19 protein-coding genes and 2 pseudogenes are annotated in these 23039 nt (G+C 67.8%); 15 read left to right on the top strand and 6 right to left on the bottom strand.

Features of this window, described 5'->3' with window-relative positions; translation table 11 throughout:
- The first annotated feature begins 221 nt into the window (after positions 1-221).
- Together ACFQDH_RS22065 and ACFQDH_RS22060 are read left to right on the top strand one after the other, a co-directional pair.
- Positions 222-998, top strand: a complete 777-nt coding sequence (locus ACFQDH_RS22065; RefSeq protein ID WP_382404507.1) for a sensor histidine kinase — start codon at positions 222-224, stop codon at positions 996-998.
- On the top strand, positions 995-1654 hold the full coding sequence (locus ACFQDH_RS22060; protein ID WP_382404506.1) for a response regulator: 660 nt from the start codon (positions 995-997) through the stop codon (positions 1652-1654). Before ACFQDH_RS22065 ends, ACFQDH_RS22060 begins: the two co-directional genes overlap by 4 nt.
- A 3-nt stretch (positions 1655-1657) precedes the next feature.
- On the opposite strand, the gene ACFQDH_RS22055 is transcribed toward ACFQDH_RS22060, so the two are convergent.
- Positions 1658-2023 carry a pyridoxamine 5'-phosphate oxidase gene (locus tag ACFQDH_RS22055; RefSeq protein ID WP_382404505.1) on the bottom strand — a complete coding sequence of 122 codons (366 nt, stop codon included), beginning with the start codon at positions 2021-2023 and terminating at the stop codon, positions 1658-1660.
- Between the two features lie 167 nt (positions 2024-2190).
- On the opposite strand from ACFQDH_RS22055, the pseudogene mtrA reads away from it, so the two are divergent.
- The 6 genes and pseudogenes from mtrA to ACFQDH_RS22025 all read left to right on the top strand — a co-directional run bounded on the left by mtrA (position 2191) and on the right by ACFQDH_RS22025 (position 8731).
- Positions 2191-2819 (top strand): annotated as a pseudogene (gene mtrA, locus ACFQDH_RS22050) (MtrAB system response regulator MtrA).
- A gap of 79 nt (positions 2820-2898) precedes the next feature.
- Positions 2899-4512, top strand: coding sequence for an MtrAB system histidine kinase MtrB (gene mtrB, locus ACFQDH_RS22045; protein ID WP_382404504.1), 1614 nt, complete (start codon positions 2899-2901; stop codon positions 4510-4512).
- Complete coding sequence (locus ACFQDH_RS22040; protein ID WP_382404503.1) at positions 4509-6317, top strand: LpqB family beta-propeller domain-containing protein; 1809 nt, start codon at positions 4509-4511, stop codon at positions 6315-6317. Before mtrB ends, ACFQDH_RS22040 begins: the two co-directional genes overlap by 4 nt.
- 95 nt (positions 6318-6412) lie before the next feature.
- Positions 6413-7129 (top strand): ComF family protein, encoded by a 717-nt coding sequence (locus tag ACFQDH_RS22035; protein WP_382404502.1) that lies wholly within the window; start codon positions 6413-6415, stop codon positions 7127-7129.
- A gap of 174 nt (positions 7130-7303) precedes the next feature.
- Positions 7304-7945, top strand: a complete 642-nt coding sequence (hpf, locus tag ACFQDH_RS22030; protein ID WP_382404501.1) for a ribosome hibernation-promoting factor, HPF/YfiA family — start codon at positions 7304-7306, stop codon at positions 7943-7945.
- A gap of 33 nt (positions 7946-7978) precedes the next feature.
- Positions 7979-8731: a response regulator gene (locus ACFQDH_RS22025; RefSeq protein WP_382404500.1), complete on the top strand. Its 753-nt coding sequence runs from the start codon at positions 7979-7981 to the stop codon at positions 8729-8731.
- Positions 8732-8751: 20 nt separating this feature from the next.
- Here the strand turns inward: ACFQDH_RS22025 and ACFQDH_RS22020 are convergent, their stop codons facing one another.
- Together ACFQDH_RS22020 and ACFQDH_RS22015 are read right to left on the bottom strand one after the other, a co-directional pair.
- A complete protein-coding gene (locus tag ACFQDH_RS22020) occupies positions 8752-9906 on the bottom strand; it encodes a GNAT family N-acetyltransferase (RefSeq protein WP_382404498.1) in 1155 nt (384 codons plus the stop codon).
- A gap of 42 nt (positions 9907-9948) precedes the next feature.
- On the bottom strand, positions 9949-11649 hold the full coding sequence (locus ACFQDH_RS22015) for a GNAT family N-acetyltransferase (protein ID WP_382404497.1): 1701 nt from the start codon (positions 11647-11649) through the stop codon (positions 9949-9951).
- Between the two features lie 124 nt (positions 11650-11773).
- Here ACFQDH_RS22015 and secA point away from each other — a divergent pair.
- A pseudogene (gene secA / locus ACFQDH_RS22005) lies at positions 11774-14505 on the top strand (preprotein translocase subunit SecA).
- Between the two features lie 3 nt (positions 14506-14508).
- On the opposite strand, the gene ACFQDH_RS22000 reads toward secA, so the two are convergent.
- Positions 14509-15048 (bottom strand): Rv3235 family protein, encoded by a 540-nt coding sequence (locus ACFQDH_RS22000; RefSeq protein WP_382404494.1) that lies wholly within the window; start codon positions 15046-15048, stop codon positions 14509-14511.
- Positions 15045-15875, bottom strand: a complete 831-nt coding sequence (locus ACFQDH_RS21995) for a LysM peptidoglycan-binding domain-containing protein (RefSeq protein WP_382404493.1) — start codon at positions 15873-15875, stop codon at positions 15045-15047. The genes ACFQDH_RS22000 and ACFQDH_RS21995 overlap by 4 nt, the downstream gene beginning before the upstream one ends.
- A gap of 238 nt (positions 15876-16113) precedes the next feature.
- Here ACFQDH_RS21995 and ACFQDH_RS21990 point away from each other — a divergent pair, with 238 nt between their 5' ends.
- Positions 16114-16656, top strand: a complete 543-nt coding sequence (locus tag ACFQDH_RS21990; protein ID WP_382404492.1) for a hypothetical protein — start codon at positions 16114-16116, stop codon at positions 16654-16656.
- Positions 16657-16669: 13 nt separating this feature from the next.
- Here the strand turns inward: ACFQDH_RS21990 and ACFQDH_RS21985 are convergent, their stop codons facing one another.
- The gene (locus ACFQDH_RS21985) at positions 16670-16888 is read right to left on the bottom strand and encodes a helix-turn-helix domain-containing protein (protein WP_382404491.1); all 219 of its coding nucleotides are present in this window, start codon (positions 16886-16888) and stop codon (positions 16670-16672) included.
- Between the two features lie 176 nt (positions 16889-17064).
- On the opposite strand from ACFQDH_RS21985, the gene ACFQDH_RS21980 reads away from it, so the two are divergent.
- From ACFQDH_RS21980 to ACFQDH_RS21960, 5 genes are read left to right on the top strand one after another with little or no spacing between them, the layout of a single operon-like run.
- On the top strand, positions 17065-17751 hold the full coding sequence (locus ACFQDH_RS21980; protein ID WP_382404490.1) for a hypothetical protein: 687 nt from the start codon (positions 17065-17067) through the stop codon (positions 17749-17751).
- Positions 17751-19109, top strand: coding sequence for an AAA family ATPase (locus tag ACFQDH_RS21975; RefSeq protein ID WP_382404488.1), 1359 nt, complete (start codon positions 17751-17753; stop codon positions 19107-19109). Before ACFQDH_RS21980 ends, ACFQDH_RS21975 begins: the two co-directional genes overlap by 1 nt.
- Before the next feature lie 27 nt (positions 19110-19136).
- On the top strand, positions 19137-21092 hold the full coding sequence (locus ACFQDH_RS21970; RefSeq protein WP_382404487.1) for a glycosyltransferase: 1956 nt from the start codon (positions 19137-19139) through the stop codon (positions 21090-21092).
- Positions 21093-21104: 12 nt separating this feature from the next.
- Positions 21105-22529, top strand: a complete 1425-nt coding sequence (locus tag ACFQDH_RS21965; protein WP_382404486.1) for a WS/DGAT/MGAT family O-acyltransferase — start codon at positions 21105-21107, stop codon at positions 22527-22529.
- Positions 22526-22948, top strand: coding sequence for a DUF6912 family protein (locus ACFQDH_RS21960; RefSeq protein ID WP_382404485.1), 423 nt, complete (start codon positions 22526-22528; stop codon positions 22946-22948). The genes ACFQDH_RS21965 and ACFQDH_RS21960 overlap by 4 nt, the downstream gene beginning before the upstream one ends.
- Positions 22949-23039 lie beyond the last annotated feature (91 nt).

Genomic DNA, 23039 nt, shown 5'->3' with positions numbered 1-23039 from the left:
CCCTCAGGGAGTGACTTCGTGGTGCGGTGGTCGGGGGATGAAACAGCCACCGGTACTGCGTGCGGAGTAGTCGATTGATACTTCCGTCGGCGGACGCGCAGACTTTCGAACCCTCCTAAGCTCGTGGACATGGAAGTTTCTTCTGAACAAGCACAGCGAGCTTGGGCTGCGTTGGCATGGCGGCAGCTTGCTGACGCTCTTGCCGGCGCAGAATAAGCCTCATGGAAAAAGCACGCGCGGTCAGTGCGGCTGCGGGAGTCGGCTGGATGTTGTTCGGCGCGGTCGGGATCGTCGCCGCCGTGCAGTGGAACGCCAGGCTGCGCGAGGCGGAGCAACGAGCCGAGGCCGCTGAACGGTCACGCGAGGAGGAGGCGCTTCGCCGGACCGCCGAGGAGCGACTGCGCATCGCCCGCGAGTTGCACGACTCACTCACCCACAGCATCTCGGTGATCAAGGTCCAGGCCGGCGTCGCCACACACCTGGCCCGCAAGCAGGGCGAGGAACCGTCGGACGCGCTGCTCGCCATACAGGAGGCGAGTGGGGACGCGGCGCGTGAGCTGCGTGCGACGCTCGACGTGCTGCGCCGGGAGGACGTCGAAACGCCGGATGGCCTTGCGGTTGAACAGCTTCCGGCCCTGGTGCAGCGGACCTGCGACGCCGGGCTGCGCACGACACTCCGGATCAGTGGCGCCGTTCGCCGGCTGCCCGCCGACGTCGACGAGGTCGCCTACCGCGTCGTACAGGAGGCGCTGACCAACGCCGTGCGGCACGCCGGCAAAGCCTCGGTCACCGTCGAGATCGTGTATGACGAGAGGGCCGTCACAGTCCGGGTCGACGACGACGGCACCGCATCGCCGAAGCCGGCGGCGGTGCCGGGCTACGGACTGGTCGGCATGCGCGAACGGGTCACTGCTCTCGGCGGCAAGTTGCGCGCCGAGCCGCGGGCGACCCGCGGGTTCAGCGTGCTCGCCGAGCTCCCGGTCGGCGCCGCGTCGTGATCCGGGTGCTGCTCGTCGACGACCAGGCGTTGATCCGCAGCGGCATACGCGCGCTGCTGGATGCCGAGGACGACATCGTCGTCGTAGCGGAAGGCACTGACGGCCTTGAGGCAGTGACGCTGGCGCGCGAGCACCGCCCCGACATCGTGCTGATGGATGTGCAGATGCCGCACCTGGACGGCATCGAGGCCACCCGGCGGATCACCGGCGACCCGCACCTGTCGGAGGTGTTGGTCGTCATGCTCACGAACTACGGCATCGACGAATACGTCTTCAACGCGTTACGGGCCGGCGCGTGCGGTTTCGTCATGAAGGACACCGAACCGGCCGACCTGCTGCAGGCGTTGCGGGTGGCGATGCGAGGGGACGCGTTGTTGTCGCCGGCCGTCACCCGGCGCCTGATCAGCGAGTTCGTGGCCCGTCCCGAGGCGCCCGTGGATGTGGCTGCGGCCGGAGACCTGACCAAGCGCGAACGCGAGGTCGTGGCGTTGGTGGCGACGGGGCTGAGCAACGACGAGATCGCCGCGCACATGGTGATCAGCCCGATGACGGCCAAGACCCACGTCAGTAGGGCAATGATCAAGGTCGGAGCACGCGACCGTGCCGGACACGTGGTCTTCGCATTCCGGTCCGGCCTGGCGGCCGCGACCAACTGAGCCTCAGATGCGCCGGCAGTCGTCGGTGCAGTCCTCAGCGGTCGGTCCACCGTCCGCGTGCGCGATCGGACGGTGCAGCACCGCCGCGGTCGGAGACACGTGCAGGACATCACCGGTGTCCTCGGCGGAGCCGTCCACGATCAGTGAGTAGCCGCGCGGCTCGAGCGGTGGGAAGAGCAGCGTCACCACCGGATTCGCTGCGACATTGGCGGCGGTACGCCTGCTCCAGGTCAGCTGGAAGACGCCGTCCACGAGGACCGGATCGACCGCGACAGCCCGCACCCGAGCATCGGTCGTGGTCAACACGTAGGCGCTGCCGTAACCGGCAACAGTTTCGGCGAGGGACTCGAGATCGACCGTTGTGCTCATACACCTCACCGTACTGTGGTCGCGGCGGTGCGGCCCGAGGTTCCCCTGACGACATACGCTGGGTGTCATGCCGCCGACAACGGGGGTGCGGCTCGCTCGTGAAAGGACCCATACACGTGACCAACGGACGCGTTCTGGTCGTCGACGACGACCCATCGCTGGCCGAGATGCTCGGCATCATCCTGCAGGGGAGGGCCTGGAGGTGACCTTCTGCGCCACGGGAGACCATGCGCTGCAAGCGTTTCGCGACGCCAAGCCGGATGTCGTTCTCCTCGACGTGATGCTGCCCGGCATCGACGGTGTCGAGGTGTGCCGTCAGATCCGCGCAGAGGCCACCACCCCGATCGTCATGCTGACCGCGCGCACCGACACCGTCGACGTCGTGCTGGGGTTGGAGTCAGGGGCCGACGACTACGTCACCAAGCCGTTCAAGCCGCAAGAGCTCGTCGCGCGGGTGCGCGCCCGCCTGCGTCGCGGTGACGACGTCGAGTCCGAGGCGCTGACTCTCGGGGACCTCACCATCGATGTGTCCGGACACGTCGTCCAACGGGCCGGCATACCGATCCTGCTCACCCCGCTGGAGTTCGACCTGCTGGTCGCGCTCGCCCGCAAGCCGTGGCAGGTCTTTTCGCGCGAGACGCTGCTGGAGCAGGTCTGGGGCTACCGGCACGCCGGTGACACCCGGCTGGTCAACGTCCACGTGCAGCGACTGCGCTCGAAGGTCGAGAAGGACCCGGAGAACCCCGAGATCGTGCTCACCGTGCGCGGAGTCGGTTACAAAGCCGGACCGGCCTGACGGAGCCCGCGTTGATCGAGCAGGTCTGGCGCCGCATCGAACGTCTCGCCGTTCGGTGTAGCGCCGCGATCGCCAGGCTGTGGCGGCGATCGCTACATTTTCGGGTCGTCACCATCACGGTGTTCCTCGGCCTCTTCGTCGCGCTCGGCCTCGGCACCTACATGTACCAGCGCATCGCCAGCGGGCTGTCGTCCCGAGCGACGAGCATCGCCGAGCGCGAGGCCCTCAATCAGCGCAACGACGCACAGAGTCAGTTCAACAACGCCCCCGCACCGACATTCAGTCGCTGCGTGCGATCGCCCAGCAACTCGCCTCGAGCGTCGGCACCAACGTCGGAGATCAGAACGTCCGCCTCGTCATCGTGCGTGCCCAGGGCAACACCTTCCCGCCACTGGGCACCATCTCCACCCAGCAAGGGGACGAGAAGCTCGTCCCCTCCTCGGTGCGGACCGCCGTCCAGAAGGACCCGACGCACGCGCAGTTGCAGATCAGCTCCATGGAGGTCGACGGTAAGAGGGTCCCGTCGGTGGTGGTCGGGGCCCGCATCGCCATACCCAATGCCGGCAACTACGACTTCTTCCTGATCGCACCGATGACCGCCGAGTCGCAGATGCTCGGCATCGTGCGCACGACGTTCCTACTCGGCGGGCTGGCGCTGACGCTGCTGCTCGCAGGGATCGCCTACCTGGTCACCCGCATGGTGGTCAGCCCGGTCCGCGACGCCGCGCATGTCTCCGAGCGGCTGACCGCCGGTGCCCTCAACGAGCGCATGCAGGTCAGCGGTGAGGACGACCTCGCCCGCCTGGCGACGTCGTTCAACGCGATGGCAGACAGCCTGCAACGCCAGATCCGGCAGCTGGAGGACCTGTCCAAACTGCAGCAGCGCTTCTCCTCGGACGTCTCGCACGAGTTGCGCACCCCACTGACCACCATCCGTATGGCGGTCGACATGATCCACGCCAGCAGGTCCGACTTCACCGCGCCGGTCGCACGCTCGGCGGAGTTGCTCAGTCGCGAGCTGGATCGCTTCGAGTCGCTGCTGACCGACCTGCTCGAGATCAGCCGTTTCGACGCCGGCGCGACCGGTGCCGGCACGGAGCAGGTCGACTTGCGCGACATCGTCGGCCGGGTCGTGGACGGCTGCGAACGGCTCGCGGAGGCCCAGGGCGTCAAGCTGCGGGTGCATTCCCGGCGGGCCGCGCTGGCCCCGATGGACGCCCGTCGGATCGAGCGCGTTGTACGCAACCTGGTGACCAACGCCATCGAGCACGCCGAGCGCAAACCGGTCGACATCACGGTGGGCGCGAACCCGACGGCTGTCGCGGTTGCGGTGCGTGACTACGGCGTCGGGCTGCGACCGGGCGACGCCGAGCTGGTCTTCAATCGCTTCTGGCGCGCGGACCCGGCGCGGGCCCGCACCACCGGTGGTACCGGCCTCGGCCTGTCGATCGCCCTGGAAGACGCACGGTTGCACGACGGCTGGCTGCAGGCCTGGGGTGAGGTCGGCAACGGGTCATGCTTCCGGCTCACCTTGCCGGTGCGTGCCGGCCAGCCGATCGGGCGCTCGCCGGTCACCCTCGCCCCGGACGACTCCAGCGTCGGCCTGGCGATGCCGAGCGGCAACAGCCTGACGATCGGCACTCCCGTGGCCGGCGCGGCGCGGCCGGGTGACGGGTCACGAGGCAGCCGATGACCCGCCGGTCAGCACTGCTCGGCCTCGTCCTGCTCGTCATACTCGCGATGGCCGGCTGCAGCGGGCTACCGACCACGAGCAGCGTGCAGGCCGGTGCGGCGATCGACAACCACGCGGCACCCACCGTCGGCAACATCGAGTACCCCGGGCCGGCCGCCGGTGCGAGCCAGAAAGACATCGTTGGCGGCTTCCTCGACGCAACGGCGGGCACCAACCAGAATTACGAACGAGCACGTGAATACCTCACCGAGGCCGCCGACCATTCGTGGGCGCCGCGCACCGTTGCCGTCACCTCCGGCAGCCGTGACCTGATGGCCAGCGGCACCAACTCCATCACAGCGACCGCCGAGAGCAGTGCTGCCCTCGACGCGCAGGCACACCTCACTGAAGAGCCCGACGGCGCGACGACGACGGCCAATTTCGGGCTGAGCAAGGTCAAGGGCGAATGGCGGATCTCCAAACTCCCGGCCGACTTCGGGCTGTGGATGAATGTCGACCAGTTCAAGCGGATCTATCAGCCGCAGGAGGTCTACTACGCCGCGGCCACGGGCCACACGCTGGTGCCCGACACGCAGTGGTACACCCAGACCGGTCTGGTCAGCTCGCTGGCTGCCGCGGTGGTCCGTGGGGCTCCGTCCTGGATGCAGGGTATGACGTTCGCGGCGCTGCCCAAGGGCAGCGAGCTCACCGGATCCTCGGTGTCGATCGACAACGACGGGGTCGCCTCGGTCAATGTGAGCGAAGAGGTGTTGTCGGCGACCCCCAACCAGCGGACCGCGCTGTGGGCCAGCATGCTGGCAACCCTCGGTCAGGTGAGCGAAGTCCGGCGAGTGGTGGTGCTGGTGGGCGGCGCCCGCCTGCAGACCCCGAACCTGCCGAACAATCCGAGCACGCCCTCGGACGTCGGCTACACCGCGGTCAGTGGAAACCCGGCTCAGCTGGTCGGGCGGACCAGCCAGACCCAGTTGCAGTGGATGGACACCGGTGACTCCGGCGTCGACCTGCGCGACAAGAACCACACCAAGGATCTCCCGGCGCTGCCGGTCATCAATCACAACTGGTACCGCCTCGCGGTCTCCGGAGACGGCAAGCAGGTAGCGGCCATCGACGGCGCGAACCAGGTGCTCGGACGGTGGGTCGACGGCCACCTGAGCCGCATCGCCGGCTTCGGCACCGACCTGGTCGCGCCGAGTTTCAGCACCACTCGCGCTGCGTCCGGTGACGCCGTCAACGAACTCTGGGTCGCCGGTCGGTCGACGTCCAAGGACGGCGGCGGGAAGTCGGCGTACGGCACCTTGTGGGTCGTTGACGCGGAGCTTCCGGTCGCCGACGCGCAGCCGCAACCGGTGGACGCGTCCTGGCTGCGTGACAAGCGGATCACCGCCATACGGCTGTCGCCGGACGGTGAACGCATCGCTGTCGCGGTGAGCGGTGCTGGTGGTTCGGCACAGGTCTATGTCGCCGGTGTCGTGCGCGGCAAGAAGGGTCATGCCCAGTCGTTGACCAATCCGCTTCGGGTGGCGCCGAGCGTCACCAATGTCAGCGACGTGGGCTGGATCGACTACGTGACGCTGGCGGTGCTGTGTCAGGACCACAACACCGGCATCGTGCAGCCGGTCAGCGTTCCGATCGGTGGCCTGAGCAGCGGCCTCGGCGAAACCCCGGGCGGCACACATCTGGTGGCCACCGGCGCCGGCGCCAGCTCTTTGTATGTCGAGACGGATGCCGACACGGTGCTCACCCGGGTCGGTGCCAGCTGGCAGAAGGTTCCGGGGGTCATCGCCATGATCGCCTCCGGCACCTGACCGGGTAGTCCTCCACACCCTGCAGGGGCGGTGCTGGTCGTCCACGGGCCGGCCCGGTCGGTATGGCGGGGGCGAACCAGGACTTGGATCCTGTCGTGGTGCCTCTCGCCGCGCTCCAGGAGATCTGTGACCTCGCGCTTCCGCGTGCCTGCGCCGGATGCGGCGAGCAACGCGTCGCATTCTGCGAGCACTGCCGCGCCGAGTTGGACGACGCGCTCGAGGCGGAGCCTTTCGAGGCGACACCGACACCATGCCCGCCCGGATTTCCGATCACCTGGTCGCAGGCGCCGTATGACGGATCGATCGCCGAGTTGCTGCGCGCCTTCAAGGATTCCGGCCGCGGCGACGCCGGACCGCACCTTGCGCGGTTGTTACGGTCGGCGCTGGCTGCGCTCGTGGAGGACGAGGACACCTGTCGGCAGGAGCTGCGCAGAGGGCAACAACTTCTCGTGGTGCCGATGCCGAGTCGGTCCACCTCCACCCGCGCACGCGGTCGGGAGCCGACGGTCGAGCTGGCGCGGCGTGCCGTCGGCCGAACGCGTCAGCTGACGCTGCGGCGGATCCTGCGCGTGGCTCGGACCGGGCGTGACCAGGCCGGGCTGAGCGCACAGGAGCGTTCGGTCAACGTGCGCGGTGCGATGCGGCTGTCCGCCTCCGGGCGCGCGATCGTCCCCGGTCGGGTCTGCGTGGTGATCGACGACATCGTGACCACAGGCTCATCCCTGGTCGAAGCCCGCGAGACGTTGCTCGCAGCAGGAGCGGTCGAGGTGGTCGCAGCGACCGTCGCGGCGACGCAACGCCGGAGCGTCTGAGGCACACCCGTTTACGTCCGGCGGTGTGTGGTCTACCGTCGGTGCATGGAGCGCATCATGCGATCAACACACCGCGTCATGATGCTCTGTCCGCCCTCCTGGAGGAGGTGTTCGAGCGGCCGATAAGGGATGCCGACCCGCCTCACCGACTGCAGTCGAGACCAGGAGAGCACCATGGAGATCACCGTTACCGGACGTCATGTCACGGTCCCTGAGCGTTTTCGTCGGCACATCGAAGAGAAGCTGAGCAAAGTGCCTCAGCTCGACCCCCGGGTCAGTCGCTGCGATGTGGTCGTCACGCACGAGGCCAATCCACGGCAGGCCAAGGAAGCGGAACGCATAGAGATCACCTGCCACGCGAAGAGGTCGGTGATCCGCGCGGAAGCCAGCGCGGACGACCTGTATGGCGCGCTCGACGTCGCGATGACCCGACTCGGTGAGCGGCTGCGTCGCACGAGCGACAAGCGCCGCGTGCACCGTGGCAGAAAGCAACCCACCTCGGTTCACGACGCGACGTCGACACTGAATTTCCCGCCGTCGTCCGAGGACGCGGACAGCAACCCACTGCCCGCAGATGTCGCGAAGGTCGGCGGTGACGAGGACTGCCCGATCCACATTCGCGAGAAGGTCCACACCAGCACCCCGATGGGCGTCGACCAGGCGCTCAACGAGATGGAGTTGGTAGGACACGACTTCTACCTCTACCAGGACGCCGAGACCGGCAGAGCGTGCGTGGTCTATCGTCGGCGTGGCTGGTCCTACGGCGTCATCGAGCTCGACATCGTCGAGGAGTCGCCCGCAGCGAACACAGCATGAACGAACACACGACCAAAGGCATGACAAGGACACGTGACTGAGATTTCGCGTACGAGCGGCGGGGCCGGTGCAGCACCGGCCCCGCTTGCTGCGCGCTCCGAGAAGGTCCGGGTGCTGCTGGTCGAGGACTACCAGATCTACCGGCACGGGTTGCGGATGATCCTCGATCTGGAGGACGACATCGAGGTCGTCGGTGAGACCGGCAGCGCGAGCGAGGCGCTGGAGATGGCGGTGGCTGCTGCGCCGGACGTCGTCGTCCTGGACATCTTCCTGCCCGACGGCAACGGGCTGCGGGTGTGCCGACAGATAACCTCACAACTTCCGGAGACCAAGGTGCTCATGCTGACCGCCTCCGACGAGCACTCCGACCTGGTCGAGGCGGTGAAGTCCGGGGCGATCGGCTACCTGCTCAAGGACATCGCGCCTGATGAGCTGCCGACGTCGATCCGTTCCGTCGCGGGCGGGCAGGCGCTGGTGTCACCGGAACTCGGCTCGACACTCATGTCGGAGTATTCGTCGGTGGTGCGTGGCGCACCCGCGCGCGACGAAGACGAGCCGGCCAGTGAGCTCACCGATCGCGAGCTGGAAGTCCTCGGACTGGTCGCCCGTGGCTGGTCGAACCGCAAAATCGGCGAAGAGCTCTTCATCGCCGAGAACACCGTCAAGAACCACGTGCGCAACATCCTCGACAAGCTGAAACTGCGCAGCCGGATGCAGGCCGCCCTGTATGCCGTCCGCGGCGGACTGATCGACGACCACGACGAGCGGCTGGACGACGTCGACTGACCAACCGCGACCAACAGCGGCTACTCGGTGACCAAGAGCTCGAAGTAGGCGCCGTCGGTGATCCTGCCGTCGGCGGCGGTGTAGGCCTGACGGTCCTGGCCCCACTGCCGGAAGCCCGCACCGCGTAGGAGCGACCGGGACGCGTGATTGTCCAGGTCGGTCTCGGCATACAGCCTCGTCAGTCCGAGACCGCCGGCATCCACAGGCGAGAACGCGTGTGCCACAACGGTTTTCAAGGCAACGGCGACGAGTCCGCGGCCGCGTGCCGCAGGCAGCAACCAGTAGCCCACCTCGCCAGAGGTCGCTGTGCGGTCGCCGATGTTGAAGACCACGACGCTGCCGAGCGGCGCGTCGGTGCTCGCGTCGGCGATGCACCACGGGACGACGTGGCCCTCGTCGACGAATCGTCGTTGGCGCCCGACCCAGCCGGCGAAGGATGTCTTGGTGACCTGCGCGGCGAGCGGGAGATACCGCTTGGCGAGCTCGTCCGCTTCGTCCGGCAGGTGCGCGGCGTCGTCGTCGCGCCACGGCCGCAGGCGTATGCCGTCGAGCTCGATCGTCGGTATGACGTTCGGCGAAACCCGCTGTGCGTCAACGTCATCCGCGGCGAGCAGCTCCCAGTTGAGTGCGTCGCTCGGCTCGCGGTCGTCGTGCGCGAGGACCGATCGTTCGATGCCCCACATTCGGAAACCAGCGCGACGCAGGACCCGGGCCGATGCGAAGTTGGCGATGTCGGTGCCGGCCTGCAGCCGATGCAGGCCGAGGCCGCCCGACGCCCGCGCTGTGAAGGCGTGCCGCCGCACGAGTTCGACGGCGTCGTACATGATGCCGCGACCTCGAGCCTGCGGGTAGAGCCAGTAGCCGAGTTCGCCGTTGCCGCGGGTGAAGTCGATGTCGAGGTGGCGAATCTGTATGTAGCCGAGCGGCTCGTCGGTCGTCTCGTCGGCGATGCACCAGAAGACGCACTGGCCTCGCGCCATCCGCTCACGTCGCTGCAGCAGCCACTCGGCATAGTCCGCCGGACCGGGCTGCATATCCGTCACGATCAGTCGGCTCGCCTCGTCCGGCTCCTGAACGACATCGTCGTCCCGCCACGGCCGAAGCCGGATGCCATGCCCTTGCAACACCGTTGGTTGAAGCGCGCCGGGTGTCACTTCGTCGGGACCGGAGACCATGGCAGCAGCCAATCATGCGTCGCAGGTAGCTGCCACGGGTTTTCAGGCCGGGTCTCCCGGCTGCCGGGTGTGCTCCACCGAGAGCAGCTCGAAGTAGGCGGTGTCGGTGACCGTGCCGTCCAACGCGGTGAACGAATCGTGGTCCTGTCCGTACTGCCGAAAGCCGGCCGATGCGAGCGTCAGCATCGAGGAGTGGTTGCCGTCCACCGTGGCGGCGTCGAGTCGCTGCAGGTTGAGGCCGCCCGACGAAAAAGCATGCTCTACAACGGCTTTCAGTGCTTCGCCGGCCAGTCCTCGGCCACGTGCGTCGTCATAGAGCCAGTAGCCGATGGTGCCGCTGCGCAACGAAGAGCCCAGCCCACGTATCCCGATCGAACCGAGCGGCCTCGCGTTCTCGGCGTCGGCGATGCACCACTCGATCGCCGTTCCTTTCAGGCCGTCCAGCCGTTCCCCGGCCAGCCAGCGGTCGTATGACGCGGCGGGTGGCCGGGGCTCGATGCCCATCGCTGCGGCTGCTTGTGCATCCGGTGCCGGCTCCTCGTCCGGGGCGTCGTGCTCGGACCATGCCCGCAGCAGCAGTCGCGCGGTCCGCAGTGGCGGCACCGGGATCGCGGTCCTGCGCTGTGAGTCCCGGTCATCGGTCGCCAGCAACTCGAACTCGGTCTCGTCGCTCACGCTCCCGTCGTCGTATGCCGGCTGGCCCGACGTCGTCCCGATGGCCCGGAAGCCACCGGCGCGCAGCACGCGCTGAGAGGTGAGGTTCTCCACGTCGACATTGGCGCCGATCCGGCGCAGGCCGAGTCCGCCATCGCTCGGCGGTGAAAACGCATGCGGCACAAGCAGATCCAGCGCCGTGGCAATATGCCCGTGGCCCCGAGCGGACGGCTGTAGCCAGTAGGCGAGCCTCGCGCTGCCGCGCAGCATCGGCAGGTTCATCCGGAAGAGCTGGATGCCGCCGAGTGCCCGGTCGGTGGTGGCGTCGGCGACGCACCACACGACGGCCTCGCCATCCGCCATACGCTCGCGACGTCCGAGCAGCCATTCGTCGAAGTCCTCGGACGCGGGCGCCGATCCGAGCATGAAACGGCTTAAAGGTTCATCCAATGCTTCGTCAGGTGCGTCGGTGTCGCGCCACGGGCGGAGCCGAATCCCGTTGCCCTCCAGTAAAGTTGGCTCCCGCCACGGCAGCTGCGGGCTGCGTGGCGCGTCCGCGTGAAGGTGCCCGAACCAGGTGCCCACGACTGTGCCGTCGGGTCCCGCATGGGTCGCCGGCCAGGTGCCGTCGTGGATGAAACCCACCGACCACGCCACCCGTCGCGAGGCCCAGTTGCCCTGGGCGGCCCGCCATACAACAGTCCGCAGGCCGAGGTCTTCGAAGGCGTGCGTCACCAGCAGCCGGGCAGCGGCGGTCGTCACGCCACGACCACGGACGTCGGGGTGCACGCCGTACCCGATCTCCGTGGTGCCGCTTGCGCGCGGGTGCAGGTTGATCGACCCGGCCCAGCGCCCGTCCACCTCGATCGCCCAGCCGCCGTGCTGAGTCCCGGACTCCCAGGTTGTGCGGACCTTGTCGAGGAACTCCCGCGCCTGCTCCATGCCGTATGGCGAGGGGAGCGGCACACCCGCACGAGTGCGCGGATCGTTGGCGAATTCCACGATGCGCGGCAGGTCCGACTCGCGGTGCGCGCGCAGGACGACCGCACCATCGGTGAGTTCCGGGACGACATCGGGGAAGACCGGCATGCCCGGCAGCAAATCACACGAGGCTCGGCCGGGAACCCAGCACCCGGTCCCGACCATTAGCATGGGTGAGTCTGTCTACAAGTCGTGACGGCCGGACCGGTCGTCCAACTACTTCGGAGTATCTGTGCCCAAGGTTGTCGAGAAGGTCCTGCGTGCCGGCGAGGGCCGCACCCTCAAGAAGCTGCAGGCGTATGCCGCGCAGGTCAATCTGCTCGAGGAGGACTTCGCCGGACTGACCGACGCGGAGCTGCGCGAGGAGACCGAGAAGTTCAAGAAGCGCGTCGCCGACGGCGAGTCGCTGGACGACCTGCTGCCGGAGGCGTTCGCCGCCGTGCGCGAGGCCAGCAAGCGGACCCTGGGCAAGCGTCACTTCGACGTACAGCTGGCCGGCGGGGCCGCGCTGCACCTGGGCAACGTCGCCGAGATGCGCACCGGTGAGGGCAAGACGCTCGTGGCGACCCTGCCGTCATACCTCAATGCCTTGTCGGGTGAGGGTGTCCACGTCATCACCACCAACGACTACCTCGCCGAGACCCAGGCCGAGCAGATGGGCCGCGTGCACCGTGCGCTGGGCCTGGAGACCGGTTGCATTCTGTCGTCCATGACGCCCGACGAGCGGCGGGTCGAATACGCCAAGGACATCACCTACGGCACCAACAACGAGTTCGGCTTCGACTACCTGCGCGACAACATGGCGTGGTCCGACGCCGAGCTGGTGCAGCGCGGTCACCACTACGCCGTGGTCGACGAGGTCGACTCGATCCTGATCGACGAGGCGCGCACGCCGCTGATCATCAGTGGTCCGGCCGACGAAGCGACCCGCTGGTATGTCGAGTTCGCCAAGATCGTCCAGCACTTGAAGCGCTCGCCGAAGAAGGAGAACTCCTTCCCGGTGACGGCGACTACGAGGTCGACGAGAAGAAGAAGACCGTCGGTCTGTTGGAGTCCGGCATCGAGATCGTCGAGGACCTGCTGGGCATCGACAACCTCTACGAGGCCGCCAACACCCCGCTGATCGGTTACCTGAACAACGCGATCAAGGCCAAGGAGCTGTTCAAGAACGACAAGGACTACGTCGTCATGAACGGCGAGATCCTGATCGTGGACGAGCACACCGGCCGGATGCTCGCCGGACGCCGCTACAACGAGGGCATGCACCAGGCGATCGAGGCCAAGGAAGGCGTCGAGATCCAGAACGAGAACCAAACTCTCGCGACGGTGACCCTGCAGAACTACTTCCGCATGTACAAGAAGCTTTCTGGTATGACGGGCACCGCCCAGACCGAGGCTGCCGAGCTCTACCAGATCTACAAGCTCGGTGTCGTGACGATCCCGACGAACATGCCAATGATCCGCAAGGACCAGCCGGACCTGATCTACCGGACCGAGAAGGCGAAGTTCAAGGCGGTCGTCGACGACATCGTCGACCGGCACAAGGAGGGCCAGCCGGTCCTGGTAGGCACGACCAGCGTCGAGAAGAGCGAATACCTCTCCGAGCAGTTGCGTCGCAAGGGCGTGCCGCACGAGGTGCTCAACGCCAAGCACAACGAGAGTGAAGCGGCGATCGTCGCCCAGGCCGGCCGCAAGGGCGCGGTCACGGTCTCGACCAACATGGCCGGCCGTGGCACCGACATCATGCTCGGCGGCAACCCGGAGTTCATCGCCATGTCGGCGCTGAAGCGCAAGGGCCTGTCGCCGGAAGAAACCCCCGACGAATACGAGGACGCCTGGGACGAGGCGCTGGCGAAGGCCGAGAAGGCCGTCGAGAAGCAGCACGAGGAGGTCGTCGAGCTCGGCGGGCTCTACGTCCTGGGCACCGAGCGGCACGAGTCGCGCCGCATCGACAACCAGCTGCGTGGTCGCGCCGGTCGGCAGGGTGACCCGGGCGAGAGCCGCTTCTACCTGTCCCTGCAGGACGACCTGATGCGGTTGTTCAACGCGGCGATGGTCGATCGGTTCATGCAGACCGCCAAGATCGAGGACGAGGTCCCGATCGAGTCCAAGATGGTCAGCCGCTCGATCCAGAGCGCGCAGAGCCAGGTCGAGGCCCAGAACTTCGAGATCCGCAAGAACGTCCTGAAGTACGACGACGTGCTCAACCGGCAGCGCGAGGTCATCTACTCAGAGCGCCGCAAGGTGCTGGAGGGCGCCGACCTCGAGACCCAGGTACGCCACTTCATCAACGACACGGTCGACGCGTATGTCGACGGCGCCACCGCCGAAGGCTTCTCCGACGACTGGGATCTCGACAAGCTGTGGGAGGCGTTGCGCGAGCTCTACCCGGTGTCGCTCACCGAGACCGAGATCGAGGAAGAGGTCGGCGGTCGCGCCGGACTGCAGGCCGACCTTCTCGCCGAGGAGCTGCGCTCGGACGCCCAGCACGCGTATGACGCCCGCGAGGAGGAGCTCGGCGACCGCGTCAGCCGCGAGGTCGAGCGCCGCGTCGTGCTGACCGTGCTGGACCGCAAGTGGCGCGAGCACCTCTACGAGATGGACTACCTCAAGGAAGGTATCCACCTGCGGCAGTACGCCCAGCGTGATCCGCTGGTCGAATACCAGCGGGAGGGTTTCGCGCTCTTCGGCGCCATGAACGACGCCATCAAGGAGGAGTCGGTCCAGCACCTGTTCCACGTGCAGGTCGACCCCGAGGAGATCACCGCATCGTTGCCGGCGCCGAAAGAGAAGATGGTTTTCTCGGCGCCCGGTGAGGACGGCAGCGCCACCGCACACGAGGTTGACGACGACGGTCGCGTGGTCGGTGAGGACGACTCCGCCCTGCCGCGTGCGCAGCGTCGGGCCAAGAAGAAGGCGCAGAAGAAGGAAGCCGGCAAGGCGAAGGCCAAGTCCAAGAGCTGACCGTCAGCCCAGCTCCATCGCGGTCACTATCCAGCGACCGTCGACACCGACCATGCGCAGGGCCATCGCCCGAACGCGGCCGTCGTGCTGCACGACGACGCTGGCCTCGACGACGCCGTCATCGGGCTCACACAGGTGCACGCGGCGCACCAGCGACCGGTGCAGCGGCCGTGCGCCACGTCGCTTGGCGATCACCGATCGGGCGTTGACGCGCTCGGCGACGAGGGGGCTCACCCACCGGGCGATCTGGTTGGTGGAGCGCACCCCCGTCATACATTCCAGGAGCGCGCCGGCCATCCGCTGCAGCCAGGCGCGTGGCTCGGGGAGCAGATGTGTCTGCGTCGCCTGGGGGCCGAACTGCGGATCGACATCTCCGGTGTTGAGCACCACCCGCAGCGCCGGCTGCGAGTAGCCGCGACGCCGGTCGCGGGAAGCGGCCACGACGTCGTCGTAGAGCACGTCGACGGCGGATTCGTCGAGGGCCGGCGGCTGCCAGCCCGAAGCGGGGGACAGATGCAGGGGCTGTGCAGTCGCGGTGCTCATCGGTTGCTTCCTTCGAGTGCGTGGTCCGGTGTCAGCAGCCGGGTGCCGACGGCAAGTAGGTCTGGGTCGTTGCCGATGACGTCGCGGTTGGCGGCATACCAGTGCGGCCACTCGGCGGCGATCGCCTGCGCGTCGGCGTGCGGCCCGAGATGTGCTGCCGCGATCGACCAGAGCGTGTCGCCGCGGTGGACGACCACCTCGCCGGAGTCGTCGGCCACCGGCTTGCCGGTCACCAGCGGAGCGCAGTCGCGAGCGACCTGGTCGGTGCGCGTCGGCTTGTCGGGCACCCAGCCGGGTGTCGGTGCATTGTCGTCGCCGCACGAATCTTTTGTAGCAGCAACGGGTTTCGTGTCCTGATCGGCGGCCGTGCCAACGCCGGACGCCATAGCCGACGTCGTCGCCACCACGCTGGTCGAAACCGCTGAGGGCGTAGCGGCAAAGGCCTGCGCCGCAGTGGACAAGCTGGACAGCGCCGTCACTGCTAGCAGGATCGCGGCCAGCCGCCCGATCATTCCGCCGGCGCGACGGTCGCCTCGGGTGCTGCCGTCGTCACCGCCACTGCCGCCCGATGATGCGCCCAGCAGGGTCGCGGTGGCCAGCACGACCAGCAGCGCCGCCCAGAGGAGAGCGAGCACCAGGGCCGCCCAGAACAGCACCGGGAGTGCATCAGGGGTGTGCACCGTGCTGCGGCGCTCAAGACGGTGCAACTCGCCGAGCATGCCGCCCCAGGCGGCGTATGCCGCAACAAGGATGACCAGTGCCGCGGTCGCCCCCAGTCCGGTGGCTCGTGCGCGGTGCCATCCGCCGGTGATCCCTGTGTCGTGCATGTCCGCCCCTCTCCGAGTGCGGTGCGTGCAAAGTTGCCTTACAGCCGTGGCGCGCCTGACCAGCAACTTTGCCCACATCCGTAACTGCTCCATATCTGACTCACTGCACTAGCGCCAGTGCTGCGATGCATCATCAGTAATTAAAAGGTATAAAACAACATCAACTGACAACAAATGCACTTAAGCACATCTATCTGCAGTTGTCCACGGCGACCGCGCGGCCCGCTACGGTTGCGGCGTGCGTTGGCAGGACCTGTTCGCGGATCTGGAGGCCCAACTGCTCGCCGATCAGCGGCGGGAGTTGCAGGCCGAGGTCGCCGACCGCACCCGGCGTGAGCAGGCGGAAGTGACGATGCTGGACCGCGCGGCACGGTCGGTCGGAAGCGTGATCACGGTCATGACCGGTGCCGGTTCGGTGCGCGGCACGCTGGACGACCTCGGCAAGGACTGGCTGCTGGTGCAGGAGCACGGCCGACACGCGGCACTGGTGCCGATGGCGGCAGTGACCGCGCTGGTCGGGCTGGCAACTCGCAGCGACGATGACCGGGGGATGGGACGTCGGTTCGGCGTCGGTGTGGCGCTACGCGCGATCGCGCGGGACCGCGCAGCCGTCGCGATCCATGACATCGCAGGTGGACTTGCCACCGGAACGATCGACAAGGTCGGAGCCGATCACGTTGATCTGGCCGAGCATCCGGCCGATGCGGTGCGCCGAGCGACGGCGCTCACCGGGCATCGGGTAGTGCCGTTCGCTGCCATCGGAATCGTGCGCCGTGCCTGACACGCCGATGGTGTCAGCCCTCGTCGTCGCCGAAATCGCCGGCAGCAACTCGCGACTGGGCGTCGGCATACTGCCGCTGGATGTAGGACTCCAGCTCGGTCAGCTCGATACGCCATGACTTGCCGACCTTGATCGCGGGCAGCTCCCCGGTGGTCACCAGCCCGTAGGCCTGACGCGAGGAGATGCTCAGCGTCTCGGCGACGTCGGCGATGGAGACGAATCGCGCTGGCACGGCGGTGCCCTCCTTGGATGTCGCAACTGGCAGTGGCCCCATTGTGACGTATTTGCCGCCGGCGTTCGCAGACTGCCTGTGGACAAACGCCCCCGTGGGAGCCTGGAAGTCTTTACAGTCTTGGGTGTCGTGGACGGGTCGTCTTCGGCCAGGATGAGGCTCAAGGGGAGAACCACGTGGAGACACGACGTCATACCGCAGCAGACGAGCTGCCCAAGCCGGCGGCGCATCGGCTGCAGCGACCGTCCTGGCGCGACAGCAGGCTGGTGGCCGGAGTGCTGCTGGTGCTGGTCGCGACGATCGGTGGCGCCGTGGCCATGCGGCATTACGACAACTCGGTCGAGGTCTTGCAAGCGTCGCACTCGCTGGTGCCGGGGCAAAAGGTCGGCTCCTCGGACGTCCACGTGGTCAAGGTCCGCATCGACAAGGCCGGTGGCACCTACCTGAGTGCCAACGACCCGCTGCCCAAGGGTGAGGTGCTGCGCGAGGTGCGCGCCGGCGAGCTGGTTCCGCGTTCCGCGGTCGGCACCAGCACCGAGGTGACGGTCAAGGCGGTCGCTCTCCCGGTCGAGACGTCCCAATCGGCCAACCTCGTCAAGGGCTCGGTCGTGGACGTCTGGGTGTCCAAGAAGGACCAGAGCAAGGTCGGTCAGGAGTCGTATGCCGCTCCGTTCCGCATCATCGGCCGCGCAGTGGTGGCCCGCGTGCCCAGCACCGGCGGAGGCTTCTCGGTGGCGTCGGACAGCGGCGCCGTGCACGTACTCGTCCCGGATGACAAGGTCGCCCAAGTGCTGGAGGCGGTCAACCAGGGCGCGAAGGTCGACCTGGTGCCGGCCGCCGGGTCACCGCTGAAGGGCAACTGATGGCGATCGCAGCCGTTACCGCCATCAGTGCGGCACACGAAGCGACGGTTGCTGCGGCTTTGGGCCAGGCACCCGGCGTGCGCCTCGTGCGACGATGCGCTGACGTTGCCGACCTGCTGGCGATCTGCACCGCGGGGCGTGCCGACGTCGCGTTGGTCTCGGCGGACTTCAACGGTCTTGACGGCAGTGCGATCGGCCCACTACGCGAGGCCGGGGTCGGCATCGTCGGAGTGCACCAGCCGGGCGTCGAGGAGCAGCAACGCGTGCTCCAGCAGTGGGGCGTGCGCACGCAACTCCCGATCGGTGCCGCGCCGGCGGAGTTCGCGCAAGCCGTGCAGGGCGTCGCCGAAGGTGCCACTTCCAAGGCGACAGCCCCGGACGCGTCCGACGACCCGACGGTGTCGCTGGAGGCTGAGCTGGCGGCGTTGTCCGACGGGAGCGCGCCATACGTGCCGGTCAATCCGTGGCTGGAGCAGTCGGCGGCCCTGCCCATGCCGCCCGCGCCGGCCAGCCCGGAGCAGACGGCGAAGATCGTCACCGTGTGGGGACCGCCCGGAGCTCCGGGCCGGACCGTCCTCGCCGTCAACCTCGCCGCGGAGGCGGCGCGCCTGGGTGTGCCGACCGTGCTGGTCGACGCCGATACGTATGCCGCCTCAGTGGCCCAGCACCTCGCGCTGCTCGACGAGGCGCCAGGCGTCGCCGCGGCGACGCGTCTCGCCGACTCCGGTCACCTGGACGTGCGATCGCTGGCCGCAGTCGCACCGGAGGTGACCACCGGGCTGCGCGTGCTGACCGGCCTGCCGCGTGCAGATCGCTGGCCGGAGGTCCGCGACGATGCACTCGAGGCCGTTCTGGAGCAGTGCCGCCAGCTCGGGCGGCTGATCGTCGTCGACGTGGCGGCACCGCTGGAGCAGGACGAGGAGCTGAGCTACGACACCGCCGCTCCACGCCGCAACGCGGCGACGCTCGCCGCGCTCGACGCGGCCGACACAGTCATCGCGATCGGTTCAGCCGATCCGGTCGGGCTGCAACGCTTAGTCCGTGGCCTGGACGAACTGCGCGCGGTGATCTCGGAGCCGCCGAAGGTGGTGGCCAATCGGGTTCGCTCCTCCGCGGTCGGCTCCTCTCCGGAACAACGCGTCGGTGAGGCGCTGCAGCGATTCGCCGGGGTCGCATCGCCCGCACTCATTCCCGATGACCGGGACGCGTTCGACGGTGCACTGCTGGCGGGCCGGGTGCTGGCCGAGCACGCTCCGGGGTCCGCCGCCCGTAAAGTGATAGCGGCACTTGCGGCCGATCTGACCGGAGTGGCCGCAACCAGCCGTCGCAGCTGGTTCACGAGTCGCGCTCGGAGCTGAGCGGGAAATGGATCGAGGGGAGCATCTGTGACAGCAACAAAGGTGAGCATCGTCGTCCCGACCTATTCCCCGGGACAGGGGCTCGATCGGGTCGTTGCCTCATTGGACGGACAGACCATGTCCGCCGATGAGTTCGAGGTGATCTTCGTCGATGACGGGTCACCGGACGACACCCACGACCGACTGCTCACGCTGGCAACTTCGCATCCGAACTACGTGGTGCGGCGCATCGAGAACTCCGGGTGGCCGAGCCGTCCGCGCAACATCGGGCTCGACCTCGCCCAGGGCGACTACGTCCTGTTCATGGACCACGACGACTACCTCTACCCCGATGCGCTGCGCTCCGCTCATGCCTTCGCCGTGGAGCAGCGGGCCGATGTCCTCAGCGCCAAGGAGACCCGCACCTCCGACTGGTTCGCCTACGAAGGCGTTTTCTTGGCAGACATTCCAGGTGATGCGCCGAAGAAGCCGGCCGTCTGGGGCCCCTGGACGACGCACAAGTTGTTCCGGCGCGAGTTTCTCCTCGAGCACGGCATCCGGTTCCAGGAGGGCCGGCGTGCGTTGTTCGAGGACGTCCTCGTCGGGATCTCGGCATACGTCCACTCCGACCGGCTTGCCGTGCTCGCCTCGGAGCCCTTTTACCAGTGGGTTCATTCACCGGGTGCCAACTACTCGGGAACGTACGGACGTGATGTCGGCGAATATCTCAGGTCCATAGGCAGGATCATGGACCATGCCGAGATCGAGGCAGCGGGGACGCCGTTCGCGGGCTGGGTGCGGGGTTATCAGTACCGGCTGCGCATCCTCGGCCAGCTGCTGGGACCGGGCATGCTGTCGCGGACGCAAGAAGAGCGGGTGCAGCTGGTTGCGGATGTCGCCGCGTTCATCGACGAGTACACCCCGCCGGAGCTCGACAGTGGGCTCAACGAGGTTCTCGCAGCCCGCGCCAACCTCGTTCGCCGTCGCGACGTCGAGGGCCTCGTGGCCCTCGCTCAAGCAGACAGGGGGATCAAACCCGTCCCTGTCGCGACCGGCGTCGAGTGGGACAAGGACGGCTCGTTGTCCGTCGAGGTCGAGGTCCGGTGGCAGGACCACAGCGGCGGACCGCTCCGGCTCCGGCGCGATGGTGACCGCCTCTTGCGCACCTTCCCGGCCGGGGCGCCATCGCTTCCCGACGACCTCATCGACGTCACTGACATCGTGCCGCGAGCGACGGCTCACCTCACGGTAGCCGATCGTGACAAGACCGGATGGCCGACGATCTCGGCACCCTCGGAGACGACCTTGGAGGACGCCGAGGAAGGCCAGGTCACGCCGGTGACACGCTTCACCGCCGTCATCAATCGCGGCGGATCGGAGTTGGGCCGTCCCCTCGGTCCCGGCCCGTGGAACATCGCATGTCGTGCCTCTCTGGGCGGTTACGGCGGTCATCGAGAAGTCGAGTTCGGCGAGGTCGCTCAGGTCCGCGGCCAGGGGACGACGGTGTGCACCGTCCATGCGACGGCAAAGGGTCACCTCGTGATGGCCCTCGACGGCTTCGCCGCCTCGGTCCTGTCTGCCGGCGAGGTCGAGCCGAAGGGCGCAGTCTTGATCGGGGAACGCGACGCCGCCGTGCTTCGCGTCCCTGTCACCGGGGCCGGATTCGGTGGCTCCGCAGCACTTGCTGCTACCGCGTTCTTCCGGACGCGTGACGGTGGCGGGCCTGGCGTGCGCCGCGACGGTCGGCTGATGGTTGCCGATGGTCAGGCGTACCTCGAACTCCCGACGAAACTGCCGCGTGGACGTTACGCGGTTCGCGTTCAGGTGCGCGGCCGTCAGGAGGTCGTCGACGTCGGCGTCGACGTGATCGTGCACCGGCTGGACAGGGTCTCGCTCGCGCGGTCATCGGCCGAGTCCGCATCCCGATCTCCGCTCCGCAAGGCGATCGCCCCTGTCGCAGCGAAACTCACCGGTGTGGTCGCGGTCGGCCGACGCAGATCGTGAAAACATGTTGCCGTGGCTGACCGACTGAGCGCTCTGGACGCGTCATTCTTCTATCTGCAGGACCGCTCGACCCCCATGCACGTCGGCTCGGTGATGATCTTCGAGCCGCCCGAAGGCGGATTCGAATACGAAGACCTGGTCAGCCTGGTGAGCAACCGCATCGCGTTCGTCCCGCGCTACCGGCAGAAGGTGCGCCACGTGCCGGGGCGCCTGCTGCCACCGGTGTGGACCGACGACGAGCATTTCGACGTCAGCTACCACGTACGCCGCTCCGGACTGCCCAAGCCGGGCACTGCCGCCCAGTTGGAGGAGTTCGTCGGCCGGATCCAGGCCCGGTCACTGGATCCGCACCGGCCGCTGTGGGAGCTCTACCTCGTCGAAGGACTGGAGGGCGGTCGGTTCGCAATCGTCACCAAGACCCACATCGCGCTGGTCGACGGGATCCACGCGATCGACATCGGGCAGATCATCGTCGACCAGGAGGCGACCCGCGAGCAGCCGATCCCGCAGGCCTGGCGCGCGTCCCGAACTCCGAGCGGCCTCGACCTGCTGCTTGGTGCCGTCGGTGACGTGGCCCGCAATCCGCTCAGCGTCGCGCACCTGGCCACCAGCGGTGTCCGAGGCGCTACGGCCGGCGCACAGCGCCTCGTCCGGCAGGGCGGAGCCGGGGCCGCTTCGGCGGCCGGCGTCCTTGCGCGGGTCGCCACCCGGCCGGCCCCGGACAGTCCGCTGAACCGCTCGATCAGCGTGCATCGGCGGTTCCAGATGGTCTCCACCCAATTGGCCGACTACCGGCGGATCCGTGCCCAGAGCGCGGAAACCGTGACGGTCCACGACGTCGTGCTCGCCACCATCACCGGTGCATTGCGCGGCTGGTTGCTCGCCCGCGGCGAGGTCGTCCCAGGGGGCGAGCGTGTTCGCGCACTGGTTCCGTTCAGCGTGCAGCCCGAGGACACCGACACCCACCTGGCGGAGGAGGTGTCACCGATGTTCGTCGACCTGCCGGTCGGCGAGGCGCGGCCGAAGATGCGGCTGCACCAGATCGCCTACGCGACCAGCCAGCACCTCGACGGCGGCCGCTCGGCCATCGATGCTGCCTCGATCGCCGAACTCGCCGGGTTCGCACCTCCGACGCTGCACTCGTTGGGTGCTCGGCTGGGCAGCGCGATGTCGCGCCGCTTGTTCAACCTGGTGGTCACGAACGTGCCCGGGCCGCAACGCACGCTGTATGCCGGGGACGCACCGATGATCGAGAGCTACCCCGTGATCCCGCTGCCGAAGGGCCAGACGCTGTCGATCGGCCTCACGTCATACAAGGGCCGAGTGGACTTCGGCCTGACCGCCGACCGTGAAGCGATGTCCGACCTGGACCTGTTCGGCCAGTGCCTCGTCGATGCGCTCGCCGAACTACTGGACGAAACGGAGGACCCGGCATGACGAACCTCACCAGGACCTACCTGCCCCTGACGGCAGACGAACTGCGCACCTTGGACGAGACAGGCGCGCTGCCCGGGGGCGCTCGTCAAGCGTTCGCCGTGACCGACCGGCTGCGCGTCGCGCTGCCGGCTGAGGACGACGAGGGGCTGGAATACCTCGCGACACAGGACGCCGCGACCGACGCGGCCGCACGAGACCTACGGGTCATCGCCGCTGTGGACGTCGACGACGACGACGTCTCCGAGCGGCCGGAGGCGGACGCTGCGTCAGCAGTTCGGATCACCGGCGCACCACCACGACGCCGGATCGCCAGCTTCCATGTGCTCGACCCGGCCGGTAAGCGCGACGTCGACGTCGACCTCGAGCTGTCCTGGTATGACGCCACCGAGTTGTCGTTGGTGCGCGAAGCACTGGCCTGAGCGGTCCGCCGCGGCCAGCAAGAAAACTTTCGTCGGCATGGAGACTGTGGAGTAACCGATGGGAAGTGGCAGAGTCTCCTCTGTGCATTCC

This window comes from Flexivirga alba, from assembly GCF_042661025.1.
Classification (GTDB): Bacteria; Actinomycetota; Actinomycetes; order Actinomycetales; family Dermatophilaceae; genus Flexivirga; species Flexivirga alba.
Note: the sequence above shows the minus strand (reverse complement) of the source record. Positions and strands in the feature narration are given on the sequence as shown.

Bases quoted from the DNA above. Each gene is read 5' to 3' on its own strand.
- ACFQDH_RS21960 (WP_382404485.1), top strand. From the start codon at position 22,526: ATGACGAACCTCACCAGGACCTACCTGCCCCTGACGGCAGACGAACTG.
- ACFQDH_RS22065 (WP_382404507.1), top strand. From the start codon at position 222: ATGGAAAAAGCACGCGCGGTCAGTGCGGCTGCGGGAGTCGGCTGGATG.
- ACFQDH_RS22040 (WP_382404503.1), top strand. From the start codon at position 4,509: ATGACCCGCCGGTCAGCACTGCTCGGCCTCGTCCTGCTCGTCATACTC.
- ACFQDH_RS22000 (WP_382404494.1), bottom strand. From the start codon at position 15,048: ATGAGCACCGCGACTGCACAGCCCCTGCATCTGTCCCCCGCTTCGGGC.
- ACFQDH_RS22055 (WP_382404505.1), bottom strand. From the start codon at position 2,023: ATGAGCACAACGGTCGATCTCGAGTCCCTCGCCGAAACTGTTGCCGGT.
- ACFQDH_RS21995 (WP_382404493.1), bottom strand. From the start codon at position 15,875: ATGCACGACACAGGGATCACCGGCGGATGGCACCGCGCACGAGCCACC.
- hpf (WP_382404501.1), top strand. From the start codon at position 7,304: ATGGAGATCACCGTTACCGGACGTCATGTCACGGTCCCTGAGCGTTTT.
- ACFQDH_RS21975 (WP_382404488.1), top strand. From the start codon at position 17,751: ATGGCGATCGCAGCCGTTACCGCCATCAGTGCGGCACACGAAGCGACG.
- ACFQDH_RS22015 (WP_382404497.1), bottom strand. From the start codon at position 11,649: ATGCCGGTCTTCCCCGATGTCGTCCCGGAACTCACCGATGGTGCGGTC.
- ACFQDH_RS22020 (WP_382404498.1), bottom strand. From the start codon at position 9,906: ATGGTCTCCGGTCCCGACGAAGTGACACCCGGCGCGCTTCAACCAACG.